A 23,008-nucleotide genomic window follows, 5' to 3' on the forward strand; every position below is an offset into this window, starting at 1 on the left:
CTCCCCATGTCCTCGGTTCGTCGCGCCCTCGGCACGGCCGTGATCCTCGCCGGATTCTCCTTGTTCGGCCCCGCTTCCGTGGCGTTCGCGCTGGCCGAAGCGCCCGCGATCGCCGACCTCGACTGCAAGGACTTCCAGTACCAGGAAGAGGCGCAGGCGGAGTACGAGAAAGATCGATCCGATCCGCACGGTCTCGACGACGACAAGGACGGAATCGCGTGCGAAACGTTACCGAAACGGGGAACGACGCCGACGAAAACGATCACTCCCACCGTTCCTCCCGTCGCGACGGAAACAAAACCGGTGCCGAGTAGTGCGAAATCCGTGGACAAGGATTGCGCCGATTTCCCGTCCCAGGCCGCGGCACAGGCCGAGCTGAAGAAGAATCCGCGCGATCCGCACAAGCTCGACGGTGACAACGACGGCTACGCCTGTGAGTCCCGGTTCGGCGAGCCCGCGAAATCCGGCCAGGTGAAGGTCAAGCCTGTCGGCGGGGTCGCGACCGGTGGCGGTGAGGAAGCCGCCGAAGTCAACGGCGGTCTCCTGGAGATCAGCGCGGTCGCGCTGACCGGTATGGCTTTGCTGACCGCGTCGGCCGCGGGCGCCTCCCTCGTTCTCCGGCGGCGTGCCGAGCGATGACCAGCGCTTCTTGGCGCCGGTGGCCGTTCCCGATGGTCATCGGCACCCTCATCGGGGTGGTGCTCGCGGCCGCGCTGACCGCGTGCGCCGCCCCGCCGCCGGGCAAGGTCGCGTCACCGGCGGCACCTTCCACGGTGTCCTCGATGGAGTCCTCGGTGGTGCCGCCGTCCGTCGCGGCTCCTCCGCTCGGCCCCGGGAAACCGGCGACGCTCGAGATCCCGGCGATCGGGGTCCGCACCGGCGAGATCATCGACCTCGGGCTGGCCGGTGACGGCAGCCTCCAGGTGCCGCAGGACGCGATCACCACCGGCTGGTTCACCGGCGGCCCGGCTCCCGGCGAGACCGGCCCCGCCGTGCTCGCGGGGCACGTCGACTACAAGAAGGTCCCCGGTGTCTTCGTCCGGCTCAAAGAACTGAAGCCCGGCGACGAAGCCGTCGTCCATCGCAAGGACGGGGCCACCGCGGTGTTCACCGTGTACGCCGTCGAGCGGCACCCGAAAGCGACCTTCCCGACGGAAAAGGTCTACGGCGACACGGCCGGGCCGGAACTGCGCCTGATCACCTGCGGCGGGGACTTCGACTCCTCGACCGGCAACTATCTCGACAACGTCATCGCCTACGCCAAGTTGACCCGCGTTTAATCCGGGGGTATGCGCACCGTCCACGTCGTCACCCATCCGCAGGCCACGCACCACGTCGATCACCTCGTCGGGGGCTGGTACGACTTCGAACTCACGCCCGAAGGCGAGCGTGCCGCCGTCGCCATCGCGGAGTCGCTGCACGCGAAGGTGCCGGAGGACGTCGAGCTGTACTCCTCGGACCTGCGGCGCACGGCGCGGACGGCGGAAGTGATCGGCGAAAGGCTCGGCGTGACACCGGTTTGGGACCGGCGGTTGCGCGAGAAGTCGTACGGAGAAGCCGGTGGCAAACCTCAGGAGTGGCTGGACCGGCGGTTCGTCCCGCCACCGGCGGCCGGCGAGCGGCTGGGGCACGACGAGGGAATCCCGGGCGCCGAGACCAAAGGCGCGATGGCCGCGCGGGTCTACGCGGCGATGGACTCGATCCTCGAAAGCGACCGCGAGCACCAGATCGTCGTGACCCACGGCGGCGCGCTCACCTTCGTCATCGCGGCGTGGATCCGGATGCCGCTCGAATCGGCCGGGTATGTCGACTTCCGCGCCTCACCCGGCAGCGTCACGTTGCTTCGTGAGGACGACTACTTTCACAACCGGCAGGTCGTGCTCCCCACCGGGAAATGACAGGATCTCCCCGGAAAGCCGATGAAGACGTGGGGAGATGACATGCCGAGGTTCCTCTTGGCGACCGGACAGGTGGCCGAACTGATGGGGCTCGTCAAGCAGCCGGAGACCCGGATTCACGGTGAGTGACGTGCATGATCCGCGCTGCTAGCGTGTCGGTCACAGCTGTGAGGGGGCTACAGGTGACTGATCCGGTAGTACAGACGGAGATCGTCAAGCAGGCCATCGCCTTGTGTTTCACCACCGGTGGCAAGGTCGCCGAGTATCTCTGGAAGAAGCTGTCGGGACGGCGGGACGAGAAACGCCTGCGTTCCGACCCGGCCGCCTTGGAGGCGGCGGTGCGTCGCCTGGCCGCCGAAGACCCCGCCGTGGCGGGGGAATTGCGGGAGCTGGTCGGAAGCATGCTCGCGATGAGACAGGCCCGCCCGCGGATCGTCCCCCGTTCGCCGAACCTGTACGACCGCGTCGGCGCTCAGGCCCAGCTGGCCGGTACCGGCGTGGTGGTGCTCTCCGGCCCGTCCGGAGTCGGCAAAACGGCGCTCGCCGAACATCACGGGATGCGCTCCGGCGGTGCCTATCCCGATGGCGCGCTGCTGATCGACCTCGGAGATCACCGCGACGGCCCGGGAGCGCCGTTGAGGATCAGCCAGGTCAGGGAAGCGGTACTCCAAGCACTGGGAGTGGAGCCGAAGCTCATCACATCGGGTGCCGGCGAACTGAAAACCCAGTACAACGACCTGCTCGGGCCGTTACGACTGCTCTTGGTTTTCGACTCGGTCGAAAGCGTCCGCGATCTCCAGGCCCTGGTGCCCCCGGCGCCGACGAGTCTTGTACTGGCGTTGACCGAAGGCGCCCCCGACGAGCTTGTGACGCAGTATCCCCGGCACGTACCTCTCAGCAGGCTCGAAGAGGGAGCGGACCGGATGCTCTTCGAAGCGATTGCGGGGACGGACCTGCTCGCCGCCGACCCCGAAGGTGCGCACGAAGTCCTCGTGGAATGTGACCGGTTTCCGGCGACGGTGGTCGCCGCGGCCATCGCGGCGAGGCAGCGAGCGGCACTGGCCGCCCGGCCACTCAAGCTCCTCGCGAAAGAACTGAGCAGTGGGCGGGCCCTCGGTCCCGTGAGTGCCGCCTTCGACCGGGTTCTTGCCGGACTTCCGCGGCGTGAACAGGATCTTTGCCGGGCGCTGAGTGAAATTCCCGGACCGAGCTTCACGTATGAGGCGGCAGCGGCCGTCGCCGGTTGCGAACCGTTCGAGGTTCTCGACGGGTTGGTGCATCTCCAGTCGGTCTTCTTCGTGACCGAGGAGCCCGGCAAGCGGCTCCGGCTGACCAAACAGGCGAGGCAGGCGCTCGCTCGCGCGGGTCACGCGCCGGGTGGCGAAGGATTGCCGCGGCTCGTGCGTTTCCACCGCACCCGGGCGGTGCAGGCGGATCAATGGAAGATGGGCCGCAGGCGGCTGAGGCTGTACGACGAGACGCTGCCGGCGGGCACCGAGCCGTTGGATCTCGCCCCTGGGCAGGACGCGGTCGACCTGCTGGTCGCCGAAATCCCGGTCTACCGCGCGCTGGCGGAACCGGCCCACGACGCCGGACTCCATCTCGAACTGACGCAGCTCTGTGGCGCGCTGGAAATCGTCGGGCTGCACCGCGGACATCTGCGTGAACTCGCGGAGATCAACAGATCGGGGATCGCGAGCGCGAAAGCCCTCGGCGACGTCCCGCTCCAGTTGAGGGTCATCGCGCAGCAGGCACGGCTGTACTCGTTGCTTCAGGAGTTCCCGCGGGCGGAGAAGGAGTTCGGCAAGCTGGGAGAGCTGCTGCAACGGCTCGAGTTCCCCGACACCGAAACGAATCGGCAGCTGCGGGCGTCGCTTTGGGAGTTCCGCGGGCTCTTCCACCGAGAACGAGGCCAGTACACCGAGGCATCGGCATGCTTCTTCGAAGCGCTGAAGATCAGCCGGACGTTGGGCGGACTTCCCTTCCGAGGGCAAGGGCTGCACGCGAGGATGCTCGCCAACGTCCAGGTGATGCTCGGTGACCTCGCCGGGGCGTTCCAGCTGTTGGAAGAAGCCGAGGCGAACACGGACCCCGAGAACAAACGCGACCTCGCCCAGGTCTGGCTGGTCCGGGCGAAGGCGCTGAGCCGATCGGGTTCGGTGGACGCCGCGCGGCAAGCGCTCGACCTGGTGCCGGAAGTCTGGCGCATGGTGGCTCCGACGGGGAGCGATCAGTACGACCTGGAGATCGCCGAGGCACTCGGGGACGCCGCTTGGTCGTGCGGAGACTTCACCAAGGCACGCGAGTACTGGTCCGGCGTCTGGCAGCGGTTGCAAGCGGTCAAGCACCCGCGTGCCGACGCGGTGCACGCCAAGATCTACGCCGAGCCGCCACTCATTCGGTGAGCACCGAGGCGACCACGTTCCGGGCGCGGTGGCCCTCTCGCACACGGAACGACCCGGTCGCCGGAAGATCACGGTTCCTGCGCCAGTGATAGGCGGAAATCGCGGGCAGCGGCTCGCCTGGCGTGGTGAGTTGGACGACAGGCTTCCCGGCACTCCAGAGCAGGCACCGGTCCACGCCGATCCCGGCGATGAGCCCGGCATCGGGACGGCGACGAGTGATTTCTCTTGCCCAGCCGTCGAAGTCCGCGTCCTCACCGGTGAATTCGCAGTAGACGACGTCGGCGCCTTCGAGATCGTCCAGAGTGGACAGTTCTTCGTGGGCGACGATGTGGCGATCGGAAGCGGCGGTCTGCTCCACCTGTTCGGTGGGGAACCGGGTGACCGCGACATGATCCGCGTGCTGCCGGACCTCGACCGAGAACGTCGTCGGCTCCGTCACGTCCGGCACCGGATCGGGTACGGGCCGGAAGACCGCGCGGGCGTCCGGCTCCGGCAGACCCATCAGTTCGTAGAGAACGGGGCGAAGGAGTTCCGCGCACTTTCCCGAGAACTCGACCGCTTGTTCCGCGACGTCGGTGAGTGGTTCCGTCGCGCCCGCTCGGTCGACCTGCTCGCGCAGATCGCGTTCGATGTCGAGACGTGGAGCCCTGGCCAGGAGGTCGGCGAGCGGTGAGTCCGGTACCACCGTGGCGGGTTCCCGGCTGCCGATCAACACCGGGATCTTCGCGGCGGCCGCGTACAGCGCGATGGAGCCGCCGTCCGAGATCAGGCAATCCGCGGAAACGACGGTCGCCTGCCAGCCGCGTTGGGGTGGGATCACGGCGAGCCCTGCTCGCAGGGCCCGCGACAGCCACGCGCGGAGCTGCCAGGGACCGTGCGCGGCCCAAGCGCCCGGATGCACGATGAGGCTGAACTTGTACTCGTCGACGGGGAACTGGGTGAGCAGCCGTGCGGGCAGGCCCGGATCGGTGCCCAGCAGGGAATCCGGTCCCCAGGTGGACGCCAGCACGACGTGCTTGCGGTCACCGATGTCGAGCAGGCGCCGGTAGCGGGCCGCGCGATGGAGACTGGCGAGCATCCGGTCGTGACAGGGGTCGCCCACCACGACGGCGTGCGGTTCGGCTTGGGGACAGTTCTGCCGGAGATAACGCAGCTGATTGCTGTGCGAAAGGCCGATCCGGCTGGGGACGACGTGACCGTCCCGGACCAGTCGTGCCGGGTTCAGTCCCGAAATGACCGGCTGGTGCGGGTAGTGCTTTTGGTGTCCGATGCCGTGCGGCACGAGCAGGACGGGCGCCTTCAGCCGGTGGAGTTCGTCGTTCTCACTGGCGGCTATCGCCAGGTCGAACCTGGTTTCGACAGCCTGATCCCAGGAGATGACCTTCGCGTCAAGCGAGGCGAGGAACTCACTGACTCCAGAGGACAGGATCGCTGGTTCTCGCTCGTTGTGGGTGAACACGACCTGGACTCGCGGGTCGTCCTTCAGCAGCGACACGACGTCGAGCAGCCGGGTCAAGGTGGTCACGGTGCGGACGACGACCAGAACGCGATGGGAGAACCGGACCGTGAGCCACTGATCGAACTCGGGGTCGACCGGGACCTTCGCCCAAAACGACGGGGGGGGGGTACTTTTTTCGCGCACTACCTGTCCCGGCGTGCGATCCACGCCGCGGCCTGCGTTCGCCGCTGCATGCCCAGCTTCGCGAGGACGGACGTCACGTAGTTCTTCACCGTCTTCTCGGCGAGGAACAGGCGTTCCGCGATCTCGCGGTTGGACATGCCCTGCCCGATCAGGTCCAGTACCTCGCGCTCGCGTTCGGTGAGCGACCCGAGTTCGTCCTCGGGCGGATGCCGCAGCTTGTCCAGCACCCGCGCCGTCGACAGCGGGTCGAGCAGCGAGCGGCCCGCCGCGACCTCGCGGACCGCGTTGACGACGTCCTGGCCGCGGACCTGTTTCAGCAGATACCCGGCCGCGCCCGCCATGATCGCGCCGACCATGGCCTCCTCGTCGTCGAACGCGGTCAGCATCAGGCACTGCGGCGGATTCGCCTTCGAGCGCAGTTCACGGCAGAGCGCGATGCCGTCCCCGTCACCGAGGCGCACGTCGACCACCGCGACGTCCGGTTCGACGTGCATCGCGACGGCCAGTGCCTCGTCGACCCCGCTCGCTTCAGCGACGACCTCGATATCGGGCTCGTCGCTGAGGAGGTCACGCAGCCCGCGCCGCACCACCTCGTGGTCGTCGATGAGCAGCACCTGGATCGGCATACCCCCACGTTACTTCGTCGCCTTGGCGACCACCCGCTCCACCAGCGGAGACGGCAGCCCGGCCCGCTCGGCCAGCCAGCATGCCCACTTCCGCAGCAGCGCCATCGCCACCGGGTCCCGCCGGTCGCCGAGCACGTCCAGGTAGTAGCCGATCCGGCCGGGGGAAACGTCGAACCGGGTGTCCGGCACCAGGCCCTCCATCCATTCGCCCGCCAGGTCTTCCACGGCCTCGGGATCGGGTTCGCCGCCGTGGCGCTCGCTGTGCCACTCGATGAACGGACGGGACATTTCGGCCGGGTCGGGGTCATCGAACAGTGATTGGTACGGCGGGAGCGGCAGGTTGCGCTTCTTCAGCGCCGTTTCGAGATCCTCGAACCGGCGTTGCGCGCGATGCCAGTTGTCGAGCGCGTCGCGGGACTCGAAGCCGATGACGTCGAATTCGCAGCTGACCAGGCCGGCCAGCCGTTCGGTGTCGGTCACCGCCTTCGGCTCCGCGTCGCCCGCTTCGTCGCCGAGTTTCTTCCGCCAAGCTTCGGTGGCTTGCTCGACGTCGTCGTAGACGTGGCCGCCGGTCAGGGCGGGGATCCCGGACATGTCGACGTCGAACAGGTATACGCCGGGATAGGTGTACGCCGCGATCACCGCGAGGCGCGTGCCGTAGACGTCGCGCATCTCCCAGACTTCACCGGTCGCCTTGAGGTCCGCGAGGGACCGCGGCCAGGCCGACAGACGCTCGCTCTCGGACTCGACACGGGCGATCGTGGACCGCAGCGTCGGCGCCACGCCGGGAGCGGCGATCGCGAGCAGGCCGTGCAGCAGGCGCCACAGCGCTTCCGTCGGCTCGCTCTTCGCCAGAGCGGACACCTCGGCGACCAAAGCGGCGAAGAACAGGTCGAAGTCGAGACCGTAGTTGTCGTCGTCGATGGCGCGCTTCAGTTCGGCCCCGAGCAGCTCGCACGTCGCTTGCTCGAGGTCGCGAGCTGTTTCGCAGGCCAGCAATCCGTCGACGCCGCCGAGGATGTTCCCGACTCCCTCCTCGAACCAGTCCGGGAAGGACACTGGTTCGGAGGTCAACGGCACCTTCGGCTTTGTCGCCTGCTTCTTGTTCTTCTTGGTCTTCTTCGGCTTCCGGCCGCGGGAAACGGGGGACATGGCCGTAAAGCGTAGACCGTCTCGATCAGCCGGCCGCCCAGAAAGCCGCCTTGGCGACCTGTGCGTACAACCCCTTCGGGTGATCGCGGAACAGCGGCTCGGTGCCGAACAGCACCACCCGTCCGCCGAGCGCCGAAGTGCCGGAGACGACGGCTGCCTGTCCCGACGCTTGCAGTGGCCCGCCTGTCCCGTCGTCCCGGGTCCGCCAATGCCCCGCGACCAGCGGATTCCCGCTCGCGTAGCGCTGTTCCACGCTGACCGAGGAGCCGAGACCGGTGAACCAGAACGGTCCGTAGACGAACGAGTCGGGCAGTGCCCCGGCCCCGACCGGGCCGGTCCCGTTGACGACGGAAACGACGCCGTTGCCGTCCTCCCGGCCCTCGACCGGACGCGCTTCGAGAAGTCCCCCGTCAGTGTTGAACCGCGCGCCTGTGGCGCCGCGGGTGACCACGCCACCCCGGGCGAGGAAAGCGCGTAGGGCGTCCTTCGCGGCGGGGTTGAGATCGGGGTACCGCAGTCCCGAAGAGACGAACAGCAGGTCGATCCGCGACCAGTCGAAGCCCGCGTTGAGCACCGCCGCCGACACCGGACGGACGTCGAAGCCCATGTCCCGCAACGCTTTCAGCTCATCCGGGCCGACGGCTCCGGCGATCGTCTTGCGGCTGAGCGGAGTCGAGGTCCCCCGTGCTTCGGTGAACCGGACGCCGTAGCGGTCCGCCACTTCGGCGGCCGCGGGGCGAGCCGACGCGGGGACGACGATCGTGCCGTCGGCCGCGCGTCCCAGTGCGAGTCCGCGGTTCAGCAGGTCGTTGGTGGCGCTGACGTCCTTGCCGTCGACGAGTTTCAGCGCGAGATCGCGACCCGGCGCCGCGTCGATACCGCCGGTGGGTGACGCGGCGGCGACGTCGTGCGCCCGGACGTCGAGCCTGCCGTGGGCGACGATGTCGACCGAAGCGCCCCACAGCAGGCGATGACTCCAGCCGGAGATGTCGTACATGACCGGTACCTTCGCCGAGATGTCGCTGCCCTGCTCCAGCATCACGTTCGCCAGACCGCGTTTGGGCTGGTGCATGTCGACCAGATACGAACCGGCCGGATACCGCCGCCCGGCCAGCGAGAAGGCGCGATCCGCCTGGCGGACGCGGACGTCGTTGGCCACCAGGTGGTCGACGAGCCGTGAAGCCGCGACGGCCGACCGCTGGTCCGCGCCGGCCGGGATGACGTACGCACGCGGGAATTCGGTGCGGTAGCGGTCTTCCGGCCCGAAACCGGGCACGAACCCGTCCGGGATTTCGCGCTGTGCCTCGCCCGCGCTGCCACGGCGGAACATCTCGATCTGGTTCGCGATCAGCTCGCCGCGATTGCGGTCGACGTAGGTCAGCGTGCTGCCGATGGTGGCCTCGACGACCTCGGTGTTGATCACCGAACGCCGCCGCAGTTCCTCGACGGGCTGCGTCTCGTAGTCCGCGTTGTTGACCCGCATCGGGATTTCGATCGTGAACGACACCGCGCCGTGGTACATCGCGTACTGGGCGGTGTAGATCGGCGCCCAGCCGTCCCAGCTGCCGGGTTCGTAGTCGCGGAACGGGATCTCGGGCTTCGCCGTCTCCGGCCGTCCGAGGGCCTTGACCGCCTGCTCCATGCCGAGACCGTTGGCGTACCCGTGCTTGAGGTAGAGGTCGAAGTCGTAGTTCTGGCCGTGTGGCGGCGTGGTCGGCTCGATGAGCGTGTTCGCGACGTAGCCGTGTTCGTCCAGCATCATCAGCGGCTGCTTGCCGATGGCGATCCCGCGCATGGCCCGCACCTCCGGCTGCGACGCGGTGACGAAGTCGCGGTTCGGGTCGAACCCCGCCGATGTTTGCCGGGTACCGGCGACGCGACCGTCCGGATTGGCCGTGACGTTGAAGTAGAAGCGGTTCCGCTTCAGCAGTTCGGCGGTCTTGGGATCCTTCGACGTCACCAGCTTCTCGATGACGCGGAGCGCGCCGTCGGTGCCTTCCCATTCGTTGCCGTGGATGTTGTTGTTGATCCACACCGGCGCCTTGTAGCCGTGGCGCAGGAACGGGTCGCGCGCGGCACGGGCCGGGTCGTTCTCGATCAGCGATCGCCACGCGTCCTGCCGCCGTGTTTCGAACGGGCTCTCCGGCGCGGTGAGCGTCACCAGGTAGAGGTCCCGGCCGAGACCGGACCGCCCGGCGATCTCGACCGAGATCCGGTCGCTGCCGTCCTGCAACGCGTTCAGCTTCGGCGCGATCGCGTGATACGGCGCGAGCCCGAGCTTGATCGACTTGTCGGCCGGGTTTTCCGGATGGACGCGCAGCTTCGTCTTGCGCGGATAACCGGAGTGGTCGCCCGCGACGTTCTCGCCCGCCGCGGCCCGCGCTGCGCTCAGCGGCGGGTCGGTCGCGGCGATCTCGTTGCGTTCCGGCCCGTTGCCGGGGTCTCGATGCGTCGTCGGCGGTGGTGCCGCGTGTGCCGGCGCGGCGACCGCGCTCAGGGAAAGCAGCAGAGCCAGGACCACGGTGCGGGCCGAACGCGACAAGGGCCACCTCCAAAGACGTCGGCACAGTGTTTCCGCTCGCCAAAGACGTCACAAGACCCGAAAGGCGGCTAATCGGGCGCCGGGAACCGATGCTCGTTCCGGTCGATCTTGGCGTTGGCCGCCTCGATCAGGTCGACGCCGAGACTGTTCGCCAGCTGGAGGAGATACAGCGTGACGTCGGCGATCTCGTCGACGACGTTGTGCGCCAGCTCGGAGTCGGAACGCCACTTCGCGGACTCCTCCGGGGTGAGCCACTGGAACAGCGAAGTCAGCTCGCCGACTTCGCCGGACAGCGCCATGACCAGGTTCTTCGGCGTGTGGAACGGTTCCCAGGCTCGTGCCGCGGCGAAGTCACGGAGGCGCTGGTTGAGGTCTTCGAGAGTCACGTGCCGTGCCTACCAGATCGTCACGGTGTGCAAACGGCCGTATGGCGGACGAGCGTTGACGTGCAATTTGCAACTTGCATAACGTCACTCCGCGTCGGGAGACCGATCCGGAAGGAAAACCTTGAGGTCCCAGCGAAGCATCCGCTCTCGCATGCTCTCCATCGCGTTCGTGCCGAGCGCGGCCCTGGTACTGGTCGCGTCGGTCATCGGCGGATTCCTCGTCCACCAGGCCGTCCGCATACGCGACGACGCCGAAGACGGCGCGGTCACCATGATCGCCGCGAGCCGGGGCATCGCGGTGTTGCAGCGCGACCGGGCGATCGCGTTGAAGGCGCCGGGAAGCCGCTCCGCCACCTACGCCGCGTACGCCGATCGCATCGACATCACGCTTTCCTCGTTGCGCGAGATCGCGCGGGCCGCCCCCGACGCCGAGATCGGCTACCAGCAGGCGCTCGCCGTCGAACTGCTCACCGTCGTCGAAGGAGTGGACCGCAGCGTCTCCCTCGCGGTCGCCGGGATGGACGACGAAGGGCGGCGCGACTACGCCGCGGCCGTCGGCGCCTACCGGTCCAGGCTCGGCGCCGTCGCCGGAAAACTCACGGAAAGTAGCCGACAGATTTACCGGGATCTCGTCGGAAGCGCGGACTGGAGCCGGTTCGGCGCGGTCGAAACCGCGTTGAGCGCGGCCACGCCACCTCCTGTCGGCCAGGCGGCCTGGCGTGTCGCGGCCGAGGTCGTCGGGCGATCGCTCGGTGACCTCGCCGCCCGCCAGATCGAGTACTCGGCGCGGCTCGCGATCGACGGCGGCCGCCGGGTATTGAGTGGTGCTTTCGCCACCACAGCGGCGATCTCGCTGCTCGCGGGGGTGGTGATGGCGGTCGTGATGCTGCTCGCCCGGCGGCTGCCGATCCCGGTCATCCGCTGCCCGGCGCGCCTTGAAGCGACGCCTTTGAGTTGGTCACACCGTGTGCACGACTACGCCGAAAAGAGCACGCTGTTGGCCCACACGCGTCGGTGAACCGGTCGGGCAGACTTGTCCGGGTGAGTTCCACGACGGATCTGCGCCCCTTCCTGCGCACCTTGGACGCGGAGACGCTGGCGGACCTGCTTCATGCCCACGCCGAGCGTGACCCTGTGTTACGCCAGGCCCTGGAAAGCCGCTTCGTCACCCAGGGGAGTGACCTCGCGGAGGCGCACCGCCTCCTCGACACCGCCGTGATGGCGGGCAACGTCGAGTACGCCGCGAAGGTCGGCTCCGTTCTCGACACACTTCAGCGTCTTCTCGACGCCGGGAGCCGGGCCGATCTGGCCCCGCTCGCCCGCCGGACCGTCGACGACATCAGCGAGATGCTGGAGCAGATCGACGACGCCTCGGGCGAGGTCGCGGACCGGCTGGACCGGGCCGTCGAGCTGTACGCGCGGGCCTGCGTCGCGCGCCCGCCGGACCAAGAGAGCCTGGCCCGCTGGATCCTCGAAGTGGAGTTCGACGGGCCAGGCTGGCCGTCCATCGAGCTGTCCGACTTCGCGTCCGCTTTGGGGGACAAGGGGATCGCGCTGATCAAGTCCACTGTGGACAACGTACTCGCGGAGCAGGCGTCCGGCTCGAAACGCGAGACGGCCGAGCGGTTGCGCGAGGAACTGGCGGAGGTGTCCGGCGACGTCGACGCACTCGTCGCGATCCTCGCCGCCAAACCGCCGCGGGTCGACGTCAGCCTCAAGATCGTGCGCGTGCTGCGTGCGGCGGGACGGCACAGCGAGGCCATCGCGCACGCGGCGCGGGCACTCACGCACGACAAGAAGGAAGAGGCGCCTCCATTCGAAGAAAAACCGGTTCCCTTGTCGCGCAAGGACTTCGACGAGCAGCCCGGTGCCGCGGCGTATCTCGCGCTGCGTGCGGAGTCGCTGGAAACGGGGCGGTGGGTCGCGCAGCGGAAGGCCGCGCTGGCCCGGTTGCGTGAACTCGCCGCCGAGAGCACGGACGCCGCCGACGAACTCGTCCGCGCCCTGCTCGGCGAGGATCGCGCCGACGAGGCCTGGCGGGCGGCGGTGCGTTTCGAAGCCTCGTTACCGGTGCGCGTCGAACTCGCGGCTTCGCGTTCCATAGCCCATCCGGCCGAAACAATTCCCATCTACCGAGACCATGTCGAAGAATTGATCACCCGGAAAGACCCGAACTCCTACCGCGAGGCCGCCCGGCAACTGCGCAAACTGCGCACAGTGCACAAGAAGGCTGGTACCGCTGAAGAATTCAGCTCGTACCTCGGCACGTTGGTGGAAATACACAAACGCAAGACGCGGCTGATCGCCGAGGTCAAGGCGGCGAGAATCGCGATTCCGAAACCGGCCAAGGCGTAACCGCGCCCGCCGCCGGTCGTTATTCGATGTGAACCGAGGAAACCCGGCGGAGAAGGTCGAGCCACCCTGGCGGGTGCGTTGAAGTCGCGGTGGTCCTGAACCGGTGTCCGCCGCGCCCTCCCCGCGACCGGGACACCGTGTTCCGCGCCCAGGACCACCGCGACGACCCCGTTCGGGGCCGCGTGGAAACATGTGATTCATGAGTCCGGTGAGTCGTGCCCGCAAGAAGGCAGCCCAGCCCTCCACCCCGAGTGTGACGGGCCTCTTCAAGGACGTCCTGCGGGACTTCTCGACCCTCGGCGCCGAACCCGAGGTGCTCGACGTCGAGCTGCTGACCTCCGAGGTGCTCGGCCAGTGGTGGGACGTCGAGGTCGAGGAGGACGAAGCGCCGCTGGGCCTGGAGCTCATCGCGTTCGCCGCCAGGAAGATCACCCCCGCCGCGGCCGCGCTGCTCGCCGGACTGCGTGTGCTCGCCGAGACCGAGGAAGAGCGCGATGCGGCCGCCGCCGCGCTCGAGACGGTGCTGGGCCGCGGCATCCCGGAGCCGGAATGGGCGGCGGACCTGGCCGCGGTGACCGTCGGGGATTGCTGGCGGACCGGTGACGTCTTCGGTGACGAGTCCTCCCTTCTCTGCGTCTTCTCCCGCGGCGGTGTCGAGCACGGCCTGCTCGCGCTGGTCGACTTCACCGAAGGCGGCCGGATCCGCGACGTCGTCGTGGTCGACAAGCCGCACGACGTGCTGTCCGAGATGCGGCAGCAGGCCGCCGACGATCCGGAGCTGGTCACGCTGGAGCGGGTGCTGCCCGAGCGCGCCCACCAGCTGCTCGCGGACGGGCTGGCGGCGACGGACGTCGTCGAGGAGCCCGACGTCAGCGAGGACTACGCGCGGTTCCACGCGATCGCGCTGGCCTGGATCCGGGCGCTCCCCACTCCCGAGCCCTCGCCCGAGATCACCGAGTGGCCCGAGCAGGTCCGTGAAGAGGTCGTCGCCGACTTCATCGGGTCCGGGCTCGTGGAGGACACCGAGGCGACGCGGTTCTATGCGCGCCTGCTGGTCGACTACGGCTGCGAGACCGAGCCGGGCAGCCCGTTGCGGGTCGGTCCCGAGAAGCTCGCCCGCTTCCTCGAGTCGCTGCTCGACGGCGAGTTCGAGGTCGACGAGGCGTACGAGGACGCGCTGGAGCCCGCGCTGCTCGGCTGGGTCACCTGGGCGGCCGACCGCGCCGGGCTCCCCGAGGCCGCCCGCGTGGCGCTGTTGGAGAGCGCGACCGAGTTCCTGGAGGAGTTCGCGCAGGACGAGGACTCCACCCTCGACGTCTACTTCGACGGTTCCGAGGGGATCGAAGACCCGGCGGAACTCGCGGAGGCGCTCGAGCGCCGGATGTTCGCCGTCCCGACGGTCTACGCGGAGATCGGCGACGAAGAGCTGGAACTCGAGCCCGCCGACCCCGAACAGCGCCGCCTGCTGGTGATCGGCGAGCACCCGGAGTACCACGAGGCGCTGGCCGAGGAGACCTTCGACGGCGAGCCCCGGATGCGGCTCGCGCTCAAGACCACCATCGTCGACCAGCTTTGGGCCGACGAGCCCGCCGAGGTCTGGCAGGCCGTGCGGCGGCTGAGCGAGACCGGGCAGGAGCGCGACGAGATCTTCGAGCACCTCATCGACGCGCTGTCCGCCCAGCTCACCGAAGCCGGCGAACACGAGATGGACTACGACCTGGACGATTACCGGAAGGCACTCGGCGACCTCGCCTGACCGGCCGGAGGCCTGTCACCGGACTCAAGGGCGCTCGCCGAGCCGGGCGACCAGCGCCCTGGCCGCTTTCCGCAGTGGCCCGCGGCGCGTGTTGTCAGTGAGTCCTTGCAGGTGGAACGCCCACTGTGCCTCGACGAGGCCGCCGACCTCCACGACGCGCTCGACCGGGCGCGTGCCTTGCTCGCGGTCCAACCCCTTGCAACTCCTCCCCAATACATCTAGTCTGTCTAGATGGAAGCACCAACCTGGCAGGTACAGGACGCCAAGCAGCGGCTGAGTGAGCTGCTGCGCCGGGCCGCGGCCGAGGGGCCGCAGTTCGTCACCAAACATGGGGAGGAGGTGGCCGTGGTGCTGGACATCATGGATTACCGCAGGCTGGCCGGAGGCGGTGAAGCCGTCGATTTCAAACTCGTGCTCTCCGGTGAGCAGCATCATCCGGAGTACGGGGAGGCACTGGCCGACGTGCTGGAGGAGATCGCCGCCGAACGCGCGGAGGATCTGCCGAGAGATGCCGTGGAGGTGAGCGGGTGAGCTTTCTGCTGGACACGAACATCGTGTCCGAGGCCCGGCGCCGCACGCAGAACCCGGGTTTCGCCCGGTGGTGGGGCGGGGTGTCGTCGAGCAGGCTCTATCTGAGCGTGCTGACGGTGGGGGAGATCGAGAGAGGGATCGGCAAACTCAGGCATCGAGGAGAACAAGACCGGGAGCGGGCGGACGCGCTGGCCGACTGGCTGGCCGGGCTCACCGCGCAGTTCTCGGAACGGATCCTTCCGGTGACCGCCGAGATCGCGGCCGAATGGGGCAGGCAGTACGCGCCGCGGAAAGTGCCGTCCGTCGACGGGCTGATCGCCGCGACCGCCCGGATCCACGAGCTGATCCTGGTCACCCGGAACCTCGCCGACATGGCCGGGCTGGGGGCGCAGGTGCACAACCCGTTCGACTGAGAAGTGATCAAGACGTCCGGACGTCTTTATCGGCCGCGCCCAGTCCGGTGTCGCCCAGTCCGGTGTCGAGGCTCGCTTTCGAGGGTTCCGTTCTGGGTGTTCAGCCCAGTGGTGCGGCCGGGGTGCCCTTGCTGTCCGTGACTTCCGGCTTCTTCCGGCGGCGGTCCCCGCGGGCGTCGTCGAAGTCGACGACGAAGGTACCGGCGGCCATGGCCACCAGGAGCGCTAGTCCGAGAATCGAGCCGACCCAGGTCAGGATGATCGAGAACATCGTGAGCCTCCTCCCTGCTCAAGGTCCTTTTCGAGACCTCTTGTTCCCCTGACACAAGGGTCGCCTCGGGGGCCTGTAGCCGGTATCGGCCAACCGGTTACACGTACTGAGCGTGAATCGGCCGATCGGCCGAGGAAACCCGCGCCCCGATCGCGGTACGCGACCGGCCGGTCCCGCCGGCTCGCCGGTGATGCGAAGGCTGGTACTTGTGAGGGAACGGCCGGAATTCGCCCGAGTGATCGGCTTCCGGCGAAATGATCTCGGTCGTCGTCGTGAAACACTCGCCGTGAGTGGAGATTTGTGAGGATCCGGTCACCCAGTGTTTCCGTTCAGAGCTTGCGCAGGCGGACCCGGTTGATCGTGTGGTCGGAGTCCTTACGGAGGACGAGGGTCGCGCGAGGCCGCGTCGGCTTGATGTTCTCCATCAGGTTCGGCTCGTTGATCGTGCGCCACAGGTGGCGTGCCTCGGCCCGGGCCTCGTCGTCCGGGAGACCGGCGAAGTGGTGGAAGTGTGACGCCGGGTCAGCGAACGCGGTGTGCCGCAGTTTGAGGAACCGCTCGACGTACCAGCGTTCGATGTCGGTCGTCGGCGCGTCCACGTAGATCGAGAAGTCGAATAGATCGGAGACGGTGAGCCGAGGGCCGGGCTGGAGGACGTTGAGCCCTTCGAGGATCAGGATGTCGGGTTGCCGGACGACCTGTTCCTCGCCGGGAAGGATGTCGTAGGCGAGGTGCGAGTACACCGGCGCGCTAACCCGTTCCGCCCCGGACTTCACCTCGGTGACGAACCGCAGCAGGGCCCGCCGGTCGTAGCTCTCGGGGAAACCCTTGCGGTGCATGATCCCGCGCCGGACCAGTTCCGCCCGCGGATGGAGGAACCCGTCGGTGGTGACCAGGTCGACCCTGGGATGGTCCGGCCAGCGGGCGAGCAGGGTGCGCAGGATGCGCGCGGTCGTCGACTTGCCGACGGCGACGCTTCCGGCGATCCCGATGATGTACGGCACCTTGGTGCCCCGACTGTCTTCACCGAGAAAGGTGGTGGTGGCTTCGTACAACCGTTGCCGGGCGGCGACCTGGAGATTGATCAGGCGGGAGAGCGGCAGGTAGACCTCGGCGACCTCGGCCAGGTCCACCTGCTCGCCGAGACCGCGCAGCCGCAGTAGTTCCGCGGCGGTCAGTGGCAGGGGGGTAGCCCTGCGCAACTCGCGCCACTGCTCACGGTGCAGCTCGACGTAGGGACTGAGCTCACGGACCCGCGGCATCGCACACTCCTCGCCCGTCGCCTGCGCTGGCGCCGTACAAAAACCGTGTTGACGAGTTCTCGGCGGGTGAACGTGCCGCGAACCGGATGAAGCCGCTTTAACGGTAGGGCTTACGGCTCGTGAACGCGCTGCGATGTGATGTAGCCCGCTAAGGGGCGTCAGGTGTCGACGGGAACCCGCGTCCGCGATCGGCGTCGGCAGGACGCAGCTTGGTCACTCACTCGCCGACGAGGGGAAGGCGCCCTGCCGCCGCGACAGCGGGGCCTTCGGCGGTGGAGGATCGGTCATTTCGGAGGTCCATCTCAGCTCCGCCTACCGTCCATTACGGGGGCGGCCGGGCGCGAAGACCTCGTTCCACGCCGCGGCGACCTGCCGGGCGCAGGTGGCGGGTGCGACCCCGCCGACGCCGGTACCGAGCCCGGGCATCGCGATCGTGTGCACCAGGTCACGGACCCGGCCCTGGTCGAGCCTGCCGTCACGCCACTGCCGGAACACCGCCCTGGCGGCCAGGTACGGATGCACGGTGTCGCGGGGAAGGCGTTCGCCGGGTTCCCGCATCGTCGGCGCGCTGATCAGCCAGGCGGGCTCCGCCTCGCCGGTGGGCACGATCACGGCTTCGCCGATCGGGAGTTCACCACCGTGGTAGGCGAGCACGGCGCTGCGCACGTTCTGCTCGACGTCGGGGTAGGCGCGGGCGTAGACGGCGTCGATGCCGCCGCGCATCCAGCCGTAGGAGTTCGCGGGACTGACGACGGCTTGTGCGACGACGTCGAGCACCGACCCGCGGTGCACGAAGACCCGTCCGTCCACAGTGTCCGCGACGGTGGTCCAGGCTTGCGCGAGCAGGTCATCGACGGCGCACAGCACCAGCTCCGGGGTGGGATGGTCGGGCAGGGGAGCAAAAGAGGAGCCGACATCCTCGTGGCCGGTGTGCGTGCCCGATTCGGCGGTCACGCTCTAAGCATGGCAAAAAAAGGCACCCGGCGTAACCGGGTCGCGTACCGGCTGTCCGAGTGAAAGTCGCCACCTGCGGCGTGCGTAATCTGGCGGGGTGTCACGGATCGCTTACTTCGGCCCCCGGGGGACCTTCACCGAACAGGCCGCACGGCGGCTGGCCCCCGGCGAGGAGCTGATCCCCGCGGAGACCATCCCGGCGGCGCTGGCCGCGGTGCGCTCGGGTGAAGCCGCCGCGGCCTGTGTGCCGATCGAGAACTCCGTCGAGGGCGCGGTCACCGCCACCCTTGACAGCCTGAGCGAGGCCGAGCCGCTCGTCGCCGTGGCGGAGGTGCTGCTTCCGGTCCACTTCAGTGTGCTGACCAGGCCGGGCACGACCGAGATCCGCACCGTGGCGAGCCACCCGCACGCGCTCGCGCAGGTCCGGCACTGGGTCGAGGCGAACCTCCCCGGCGCGCGTCCGGTCGCGACGTCGTCCACCGCCGCGGCCGCGGTCGCGGTCGACGCGGGCGAGTTCGACGCCGCCGTCACCGCGCCGGTGGCCGCCGAGCACTACCCGCTGGACGTGCTGGCCACCGAGGTCGCCGACGTCTGCGACGCCAAGACCCGGTTCCTGCTGGTCCGTCTGCCCGGCGAGCTGCCGGAGCCGACCGGGGCCGACCGCACGTCGATCGTCGCCGCCGCTACGAACCGGACCGGCGCATTGGCGGAACTGCTCACCGAACTGGCGGTCCGCGGGATCAACCTGACCAAGCTGGACGCCCGCCCGACCAGGAACAACTTCGGCGAGTACCGCTTCTTCATCGACTTCGAGGGGCATGTGGCCGAGCCCCGGATCGGCGACGTGCTGGCCGCGTTGCGCCGACGGTGCCGCAACGTGCGGTTCCTCGGTTCCCACCCGCGGGCGGACGACGGCACGACCGCGGTCGAGCAGGGCGCCGCCAACGAGGACTTCACCGAAGCGATCGACTGGGTCGAGTCGGTCCGGAAGGGAGCACAGGCGTGAAACTCCTTCTCGTCCGTCACGGTCAGACCGACGGCAACGTGCGGGGCGCGCTCGACACCGCGCTGCCCGGCCCGCCGCTCACCGAACTGGGCCGTGAACAGGCCGAAGATCTCGCGGCGCGGCTGGACGGCGAGCCGATTGTCGCGGTCTACGCCTCACAGGCCGTCCGTGCCCAGCAGACCGCCGCGCCGCTGGCCGCCAAGCTCGGCGTCGACGTCCAGGTCGTCGACGGGGTGCACGAGGTCGCCGCGGGTGACCTCGAAGGCAACACCGACAAGGACTCGATCACGACCTACATGAGCGTCGTGCGCCGGTGGACGCTCGGCGAACTCGATCCGCCGATCCCCGGCGGCGAGACCGGCGCGCAGGTCCGCACCCGGATGCTCGACGCGGTCGCCCGGCTGCGCGCCAAGCACGAGCAGGCCGACCCCGACGGCACGGTGGTGCTGGTGAGCCATGGCGGTGCGATCCGGCTCGGCGGCGAATGGCTCGCCGGGAACGTCACCGCCGAGATCGCCAACCAGGGCCTCATCCCGAACACGGGCATCGTCGAACTCGCCGCGACCGCCGACGGCTGGACCTGTCTCACCTGGGCCGGAACCCCCGTCATACGCGCCTGACTCCCTCGCGTTTCGTCCTCTGGTTGCGGTAGTTGCACGCGCAAGTACCGCAACTAGAGGACGAAACGCGGGCGTTTGCCTCCGCTTCCGCCGGGGAACACACTCCACGAGATCAATTAACACCTTGTGGGGAATTAACCGGGAGAGCGCAACCCCTGGGGTCGCTAACCCGTCTACTGATCGGTGGGTCACCCGGCTACAGGGAGGCGAATGACCATGGTTCGTTCGAAGATGATCTCCATCGGCGGTCTCATCGCGGGTACCGCCGGACTCTTGCTGCTCAGCGCGTGCGGTTCGGAAACCGCCCCGGTAGCGCAGAGTTCGTCCGCGACACCGTCCAGTTCGGCGCCGGAGACCTCGGTCGCGCCCAGCGCGAGTTCGAGCCCGGCACCGGCACCGGCGCCGCAACCCGCCCAGGGGCCGGACCCGGCTCCCAGGAACGACGGGCTCTGCAAGGCAGGCGACGTGAAGCTCTCGGTCGCGAACGGGGACGCGGCGGCCGGGACGGTCTACCGGAAGCTCGTCATCACCAACTCCAGCGGGCACGCGTGCACCATCCAGGGCTTTCCCGGCGTCTCCTACGTCACCGGCGCGGACGGCCACCAGGTCGGTGAAGCCGCGTTCCGTGACGGCGTCAAGGGCGGCCCGGTCCAGCTGAACAACGGCGAAAGCGCGTCCGCCGACATCGGCTTCGTGAACGTCCGCAACTACGACGAGGCGGCCTGCAAGCCCACCGAGACCCGTGGGCTGCGGGTGTACCTGCCGCAGGAGACGGCGTCGAACTTCGTGGCGGTGCAGGGACTCGGCTGCGCGGGGAAGATCCCCGGAAACCAGTTGACCGTCAAGACGTTCAACAAGGGAGCCTAGAGCTGGGCGCAGAGCTGTTCGGCCTGCGCCAGGTGCCGCTGGCCGGAGATCTGGTTGAAGTGCAGGCTGAACACCATCCGGCTGACACCGTCGATGTGCTCGGCCAGCGGCCGGTAGGTGTCGTTGGCGGCGGCCGCCGCGGCGGAGAGTTCGCGTGCGGCCGTCATCCGGTGCAGGATCTCGGGGGCAAGCACCGCCACGGTCCGGTCGCCGGGCGCGGCGCCGGTGGTGTCCGGGATCGTGCCGACCCTGGCCAGTGCCGAACACGCGTCCTGCGCGTCTTCGAGGGCTCCCGCGTTGACGCCCGACAGCGCCCACAACATGCCGATCACGCTCGCGCCGATCACGAACCCGGCGAACGCGGTGATCACCTGCGGGCGTCTGGAAGGTTCTTTCGTCCCCACGCCGGCCTCCGGCACCAGTGTCTGCTGCATCGCGGACCTCTCTCGCCAGCCGGCGGTGATGCGCTATTCCAGCACCAAAGGCCCGACTTTTCACCGGTCTTGGTGGAGTACCCGCAAGGCCGTGGCCGATTCGTCATCTGAACCCGGCCGCAGGGCGATGAAAGCGAAGCCCGCGACGCCGAACAGCAAAAGCCCGGACGTGAGGAACGTCCGGGCCGGGGAACCGAGGGCGTGGGTGAGCACGCCGCCGAGCAAGGCCCCGACCGGGATCGCCCCCCAGACCACGGTGCGCCACACGCCGAGGACGCGGCCGAGCAGCTCGCCGGGGACGAGCGTGTGCCGCGCCGTGCCCAGCACGATGTTCACCGCGACGACGGCCGCCGCGAACAGGCCGAACAGGGCCGCGCCCGCCACCGGCGAACTCGTCAGGCCCATGCCGGTGAACGCCAAGCCACAGCAGGCGGTGCCGCCGAGGAGCACCGTGCGACGGCTGGACGCCTTCACCAGCCGGGGGGCGATGGCCGCGCCGAGCAAACCGCCGATGCCGCCGACGAACGCGAAGAGCCCGAAGGCCGCTTCGCTGAGACGCAGGTACTCGATCGCGTACAGCACCAACTGCGCCTGGGCGAGTTCGCTGACCAGGCTGATCAGTCCGGCGACGACGACCAGGCGCAGTACCAGCCGGTTGCCCTTCAACCAGCGGAAACCCTCCGCCAGTTCGGCCCGGAGGTCGGTGGACGGGCTCTCGGAGGCCGTGGACGGACGAGCCCGGTAGCTCCCGGTGAGCCCGATCAGCACGGCCGCCGCGATCGCGAAGCCCACCGAGTTGAGCAGGAACGGGAAGGTCGCGAAGAGCGCGAAGGTGGTGCTGCCAACCGGTCCGCCGAGGAAGGTCTGGCCGACGATCTCGCAGGCCTGGAGCTTGCTGTTCGCGCTGTCGAGCGAACCCTTGCCGACGACCGCCGGGATGAGCACGTTCGCGGCGCTGTCGGCGACCACCTCCGCGACGCCGATGAGCAGGGCCGCGGCGTAGACCACCCAGATCGTCACCCCGCCGGCCGCGACCAGGACGGCCATCCCGCCGACGACCACCGCGCGGGCGGCGTTGGCGAGGATCATCGCGCGCCGCCGGTCGATCCGGTCCAGCAACGCGCCCGCCGGGAGCGCGAAGAGCAGCCACGGCAGGAACTGGGTCGCCGAGAGCCCGGCGATGAGCAGTGGATCGCGGGTCAGGGTGACCGCGAGGAGGGGGAACGCGACCTTGCCGATCCCGTCGCCGAGATTCGACGCCGCGCTGGACGCGAGCAACCAGCGCAAGCGCCGGTCGCCCCTCCTTCGTGCCGTCGACTCGGCCATGCACGCCTCCCCAGGCATTCGACGGCACCTGCCGACGAGCGGAAAAGTTTAGCGGGGGTTGTCGCCCAAAGTTGTTGGCTTGTTACGCCCAGTTAAAAATCCGAAGAACCCGTGGTGCCTGGCGCACGAAAATCACCGACTGTGCCGCCTTCGGCACGGAATCCGCCGGGAAGGGAGCAAGGGACCTTTGCTATCGCCTGCCGGGCGGCTCAGCCCCAGCCGAGTTCGTGCAGGCGCGCGTCGTCGATGCCGAAATGGTGGCCGACCTCGTGGACCACCGTGATCAGCACCTCCTCGACGACGTCTTCCTCGGTGTCGCACATCTGGAGCAACGGCCGCCGGTAGATCGAGATCCGGTCCGGCAGCACCCCGCCGTACTCGTGGGTCCGTTCGGTCAGCGCGATCCCGTGGTAGAGCCCGAGGATCGTGGGCGACTCCTCGTTGAACTCCTCGACGAGTACCACGACGTTGTCCATGGCCTCCGCGAATTCGGGTGGAAGCTCGTCCAGCGCCTCCGACACCAGTTCTTCGAACCGCTGCTGGGTCATCTCGACGGGCACGG

At 68.7% G+C, this 23,008-nt stretch carries 24 protein-coding genes; 12 read left to right on the plus strand and 12 right to left on the minus strand.

Features of this window, described 5'->3' with window-relative positions; all coding sequences use genetic code 11:
* Positions 1 to 6 precede the first annotated feature (6 nt).
* From BS329_RS26710 to BS329_RS26725, 4 genes are all read left to right on the plus strand, one after another.
* Positions 7 to 639, plus strand: coding sequence for an excalibur calcium-binding domain-containing protein (locus tag BS329_RS26710; RefSeq protein ID WP_076164000.1), 633 nt, complete (start codon positions 7 to 9; stop codon positions 637 to 639).
* A complete protein-coding gene (locus BS329_RS26715; protein ID WP_076164001.1) occupies positions 636 to 1,280 on the plus strand; it encodes a class F sortase in 645 nt (214 codons plus the stop codon). Before BS329_RS26710 ends, BS329_RS26715 begins: the two co-directional genes overlap by 4 nt.
* Before the next feature lie 9 nt (positions 1,281 to 1,289).
* Complete coding sequence (locus tag BS329_RS26720; protein WP_076164002.1) at positions 1,290 to 1,898, plus strand: histidine phosphatase family protein; 609 nt, start codon at positions 1,290 to 1,292, stop codon at positions 1,896 to 1,898.
* A 182-nt stretch (positions 1,899 to 2,080) separates the two neighbouring features.
* Positions 2,081 to 4,303, plus strand: coding sequence for a tetratricopeptide repeat protein (locus tag BS329_RS26725; protein ID WP_076164003.1), 2,223 nt, complete (start codon positions 2,081 to 2,083; stop codon positions 4,301 to 4,303).
* On the opposite strand, the gene BS329_RS26730 is transcribed toward BS329_RS26725, so the two are convergent.
* The 5 genes from BS329_RS26730 to BS329_RS26750 form a co-directional block, all read right to left on the minus strand.
* Positions 4,293 to 5,828, minus strand: a complete 1,536-nt coding sequence (locus tag BS329_RS26730) for a hypothetical protein (RefSeq protein ID WP_143253212.1) — start codon at positions 5,826 to 5,828, stop codon at positions 4,293 to 4,295. The two genes, BS329_RS26725 and BS329_RS26730, sit on opposite strands and share 11 nt — an antisense overlap.
* A 116-nt stretch (positions 5,829 to 5,944) precedes the next feature.
* Positions 5,945 to 6,571 (minus strand): response regulator, encoded by a 627-nt coding sequence (locus tag BS329_RS26735; RefSeq protein ID WP_076164005.1) that lies wholly within the window; start codon positions 6,569 to 6,571, stop codon positions 5,945 to 5,947.
* A 9-nt stretch (positions 6,572 to 6,580) separates the two neighbouring features.
* The gene (locus BS329_RS26740; RefSeq protein ID WP_076164006.1) at positions 6,581 to 7,723 is read right to left on the minus strand and encodes a hypothetical protein; all 1,143 of its coding nucleotides are present in this window, start codon (positions 7,721 to 7,723) and stop codon (positions 6,581 to 6,583) included.
* A gap of 25 nt (positions 7,724 to 7,748) precedes the next feature.
* Positions 7,749 to 10,265 (minus strand): M14 family zinc carboxypeptidase, encoded by a 2,517-nt coding sequence (locus BS329_RS26745; protein WP_076164007.1) that lies wholly within the window; start codon positions 10,263 to 10,265, stop codon positions 7,749 to 7,751.
* Between the two features lie 68 nt (positions 10,266 to 10,333).
* Entirely contained in the window at positions 10,334 to 10,651 is a 318-nt protein-coding gene (locus tag BS329_RS26750; RefSeq protein WP_076164008.1) for a nucleotide pyrophosphohydrolase, read from the minus strand.
* 151 nt (positions 10,652 to 10,802) lie between these two features.
* Between BS329_RS26750 and BS329_RS26755 the strand changes: the two genes are divergently transcribed.
* The 3 genes from BS329_RS26755 (at position 10,803) to BS329_RS26765 (ending at position 14,762) form a co-directional block, all read left to right on the plus strand.
* Positions 10,803 to 11,669, plus strand: coding sequence for a nitrate- and nitrite sensing domain-containing protein (locus tag BS329_RS26755; protein WP_076164009.1), 867 nt, complete (start codon positions 10,803 to 10,805; stop codon positions 11,667 to 11,669).
* A 23-nt stretch (positions 11,670 to 11,692) separates the two neighbouring features.
* Positions 11,693 to 13,006 carry a hypothetical protein gene (locus BS329_RS26760; RefSeq protein WP_143253213.1) on the plus strand — a complete coding sequence of 438 codons (1,314 nt, stop codon included), beginning with the start codon at positions 11,693 to 11,695 and terminating at the stop codon, positions 13,004 to 13,006.
* 199 nt (positions 13,007 to 13,205) lie between these two features.
* A complete protein-coding gene (locus BS329_RS26765) occupies positions 13,206 to 14,762 on the plus strand; it encodes a DUF1841 family protein (RefSeq protein ID WP_076164010.1) in 1,557 nt (518 codons plus the stop codon).
* 24 nt (positions 14,763 to 14,786) lie between these two features.
* Here BS329_RS26765 and BS329_RS43510 read toward each other — a convergent pair whose 3' ends face one another.
* A complete protein-coding gene (locus BS329_RS43510; protein WP_158075834.1) occupies positions 14,787 to 14,954 on the minus strand; it encodes a hypothetical protein in 168 nt (55 codons plus the stop codon).
* A 39-nt stretch (positions 14,955 to 14,993) separates the two neighbouring features.
* On the opposite strand from BS329_RS43510, the gene BS329_RS26770 reads away from it, so the two are divergent.
* Together BS329_RS26770 and BS329_RS26775 are read left to right on the plus strand one after the other, a co-directional pair.
* On the plus strand, positions 14,994 to 15,293 hold the full coding sequence (locus BS329_RS26770; protein ID WP_076164011.1) for a type II toxin-antitoxin system Phd/YefM family antitoxin: 300 nt from the start codon (positions 14,994 to 14,996) through the stop codon (positions 15,291 to 15,293).
* Positions 15,290 to 15,706, plus strand: a complete 417-nt coding sequence (locus tag BS329_RS26775; protein WP_076164012.1) for a type II toxin-antitoxin system VapC family toxin — start codon at positions 15,290 to 15,292, stop codon at positions 15,704 to 15,706. The genes BS329_RS26770 and BS329_RS26775 overlap by 4 nt, the downstream gene beginning before the upstream one ends.
* Before the next feature lie 100 nt (positions 15,707 to 15,806).
* Here BS329_RS26775 and BS329_RS43965 read toward each other — a convergent pair whose 3' ends face one another.
* From BS329_RS43965 to BS329_RS26790, 3 genes are all read right to left on the minus strand, one after another.
* Entirely contained in the window at positions 15,807 to 15,977 is a 171-nt protein-coding gene (locus BS329_RS43965) for a hypothetical protein (RefSeq protein WP_167480033.1), read from the minus strand.
* A 329-nt stretch (positions 15,978 to 16,306) separates the two neighbouring features.
* Positions 16,307 to 17,239: a type I pantothenate kinase gene (gene coaA, locus BS329_RS26785; protein WP_076164014.1), complete on the minus strand. Its 933-nt coding sequence runs from the start codon at positions 17,237 to 17,239 to the stop codon at positions 16,307 to 16,309.
* A gap of 312 nt (positions 17,240 to 17,551) precedes the next feature.
* On the minus strand, positions 17,552 to 18,193 hold the full coding sequence (locus tag BS329_RS26790; protein WP_076164015.1) for a macro domain-containing protein: 642 nt from the start codon (positions 18,191 to 18,193) through the stop codon (positions 17,552 to 17,554).
* 97 nt (positions 18,194 to 18,290) lie between these two features.
* Between BS329_RS26790 and pheA the strand changes: the two genes are divergently transcribed.
* From pheA to BS329_RS26805, 3 genes are all read left to right on the plus strand, one after another.
* Positions 18,291 to 19,199: a prephenate dehydratase gene (gene pheA / locus BS329_RS26795; RefSeq protein WP_076164016.1), complete on the plus strand. Its 909-nt coding sequence runs from the start codon at positions 18,291 to 18,293 to the stop codon at positions 19,197 to 19,199.
* On the plus strand, positions 19,196 to 19,819 hold the full coding sequence (locus BS329_RS26800; protein WP_076164017.1) for a histidine phosphatase family protein: 624 nt from the start codon (positions 19,196 to 19,198) through the stop codon (positions 19,817 to 19,819). Before pheA ends, BS329_RS26800 begins: the two co-directional genes overlap by 4 nt.
* Positions 19,820 to 20,029: 210 nt before the next feature.
* A complete protein-coding gene (locus BS329_RS26805) occupies positions 20,030 to 20,686 on the plus strand; it encodes a DUF4232 domain-containing protein (RefSeq protein ID WP_076164018.1) in 657 nt (218 codons plus the stop codon).
* Here the strand turns inward: BS329_RS26805 and BS329_RS26810 are convergent.
* From BS329_RS26810 to BS329_RS26820, 3 genes are all read right to left on the minus strand, one after another.
* A complete protein-coding gene (locus BS329_RS26810) occupies positions 20,683 to 21,120 on the minus strand; it encodes a hypothetical protein (protein WP_076164019.1) in 438 nt (145 codons plus the stop codon). The genes BS329_RS26805 and BS329_RS26810 overlap by 4 nt on opposite strands.
* Positions 21,121 to 21,180: 60 nt before the next feature.
* Positions 21,181 to 22,446, minus strand: coding sequence for an MFS transporter (locus BS329_RS26815; RefSeq protein ID WP_076164020.1), 1,266 nt, complete (start codon positions 22,444 to 22,446; stop codon positions 21,181 to 21,183).
* Between the two features lie 209 nt (positions 22,447 to 22,655).
* A complete protein-coding gene (locus BS329_RS26820; protein WP_076164021.1) occupies positions 22,656 to 23,006 on the minus strand; it encodes a metallopeptidase family protein in 351 nt (116 codons plus the stop codon).
* Positions 23,007 to 23,008 lie beyond the last annotated feature (2 nt).

Source organism: Amycolatopsis coloradensis, from assembly GCF_001953865.1.
Lineage (GTDB): Bacteria > Actinomycetota > Actinomycetes > Mycobacteriales > Pseudonocardiaceae > Amycolatopsis > Amycolatopsis coloradensis.

Excerpts from the sequence above, each read along its gene's own strand:
- BS329_RS26710 (WP_076164000.1), top strand. The coding sequence starts at position 7 with ATGTCCTCGGTTCGTCGCGCCCTCGGCACGGCCGTGATCCTCGCCGGA.
- BS329_RS26715 (WP_076164001.1), top strand. The coding sequence starts at position 636 with ATGACCAGCGCTTCTTGGCGCCGGTGGCCGTTCCCGATGGTCATCGGC.
- BS329_RS26720 (WP_076164002.1), top strand. The coding sequence starts at position 1,290 with ATGCGCACCGTCCACGTCGTCACCCATCCGCAGGCCACGCACCACGTC.
- BS329_RS26735 (WP_076164005.1), bottom strand. The coding sequence starts at position 6,571 with ATGCCGATCCAGGTGCTGCTCATCGACGACCACGAGGTGGTGCGGCGC.
- BS329_RS26740 (WP_076164006.1), bottom strand. The coding sequence starts at position 7,723 with ATGTCCCCCGTTTCCCGCGGCCGGAAGCCGAAGAAGACCAAGAAGAAC.
- BS329_RS26755 (WP_076164009.1), top strand. The coding sequence starts at position 10,803 with ATGCTCTCCATCGCGTTCGTGCCGAGCGCGGCCCTGGTACTGGTCGCG.
- BS329_RS26765 (WP_076164010.1), top strand. The coding sequence starts at position 13,206 with ATGAGTCCGGTGAGTCGTGCCCGCAAGAAGGCAGCCCAGCCCTCCACC.
- BS329_RS26770 (WP_076164011.1), top strand. The coding sequence starts at position 14,994 with ATGGAAGCACCAACCTGGCAGGTACAGGACGCCAAGCAGCGGCTGAGT.
- BS329_RS43965 (WP_167480033.1), bottom strand. The coding sequence starts at position 15,977 with ATGTTCTCGATCATCCTGACCTGGGTCGGCTCGATTCTCGGACTAGCG.
- coaA (WP_076164014.1), bottom strand. The coding sequence starts at position 17,239 with ATGCCGCGGGTCCGTGAGCTCAGTCCCTACGTCGAGCTGCACCGTGAG.
- BS329_RS26805 (WP_076164018.1), top strand. The coding sequence starts at position 20,030 with ATGACCATGGTTCGTTCGAAGATGATCTCCATCGGCGGTCTCATCGCG.
- BS329_RS26810 (WP_076164019.1), bottom strand. The coding sequence starts at position 21,120 with ATGCAGCAGACACTGGTGCCGGAGGCCGGCGTGGGGACGAAAGAACCT.
- BS329_RS26815 (WP_076164020.1), bottom strand. The coding sequence starts at position 22,446 with ATGGCCGAGTCGACGGCACGAAGGAGGGGCGACCGGCGCTTGCGCTGG.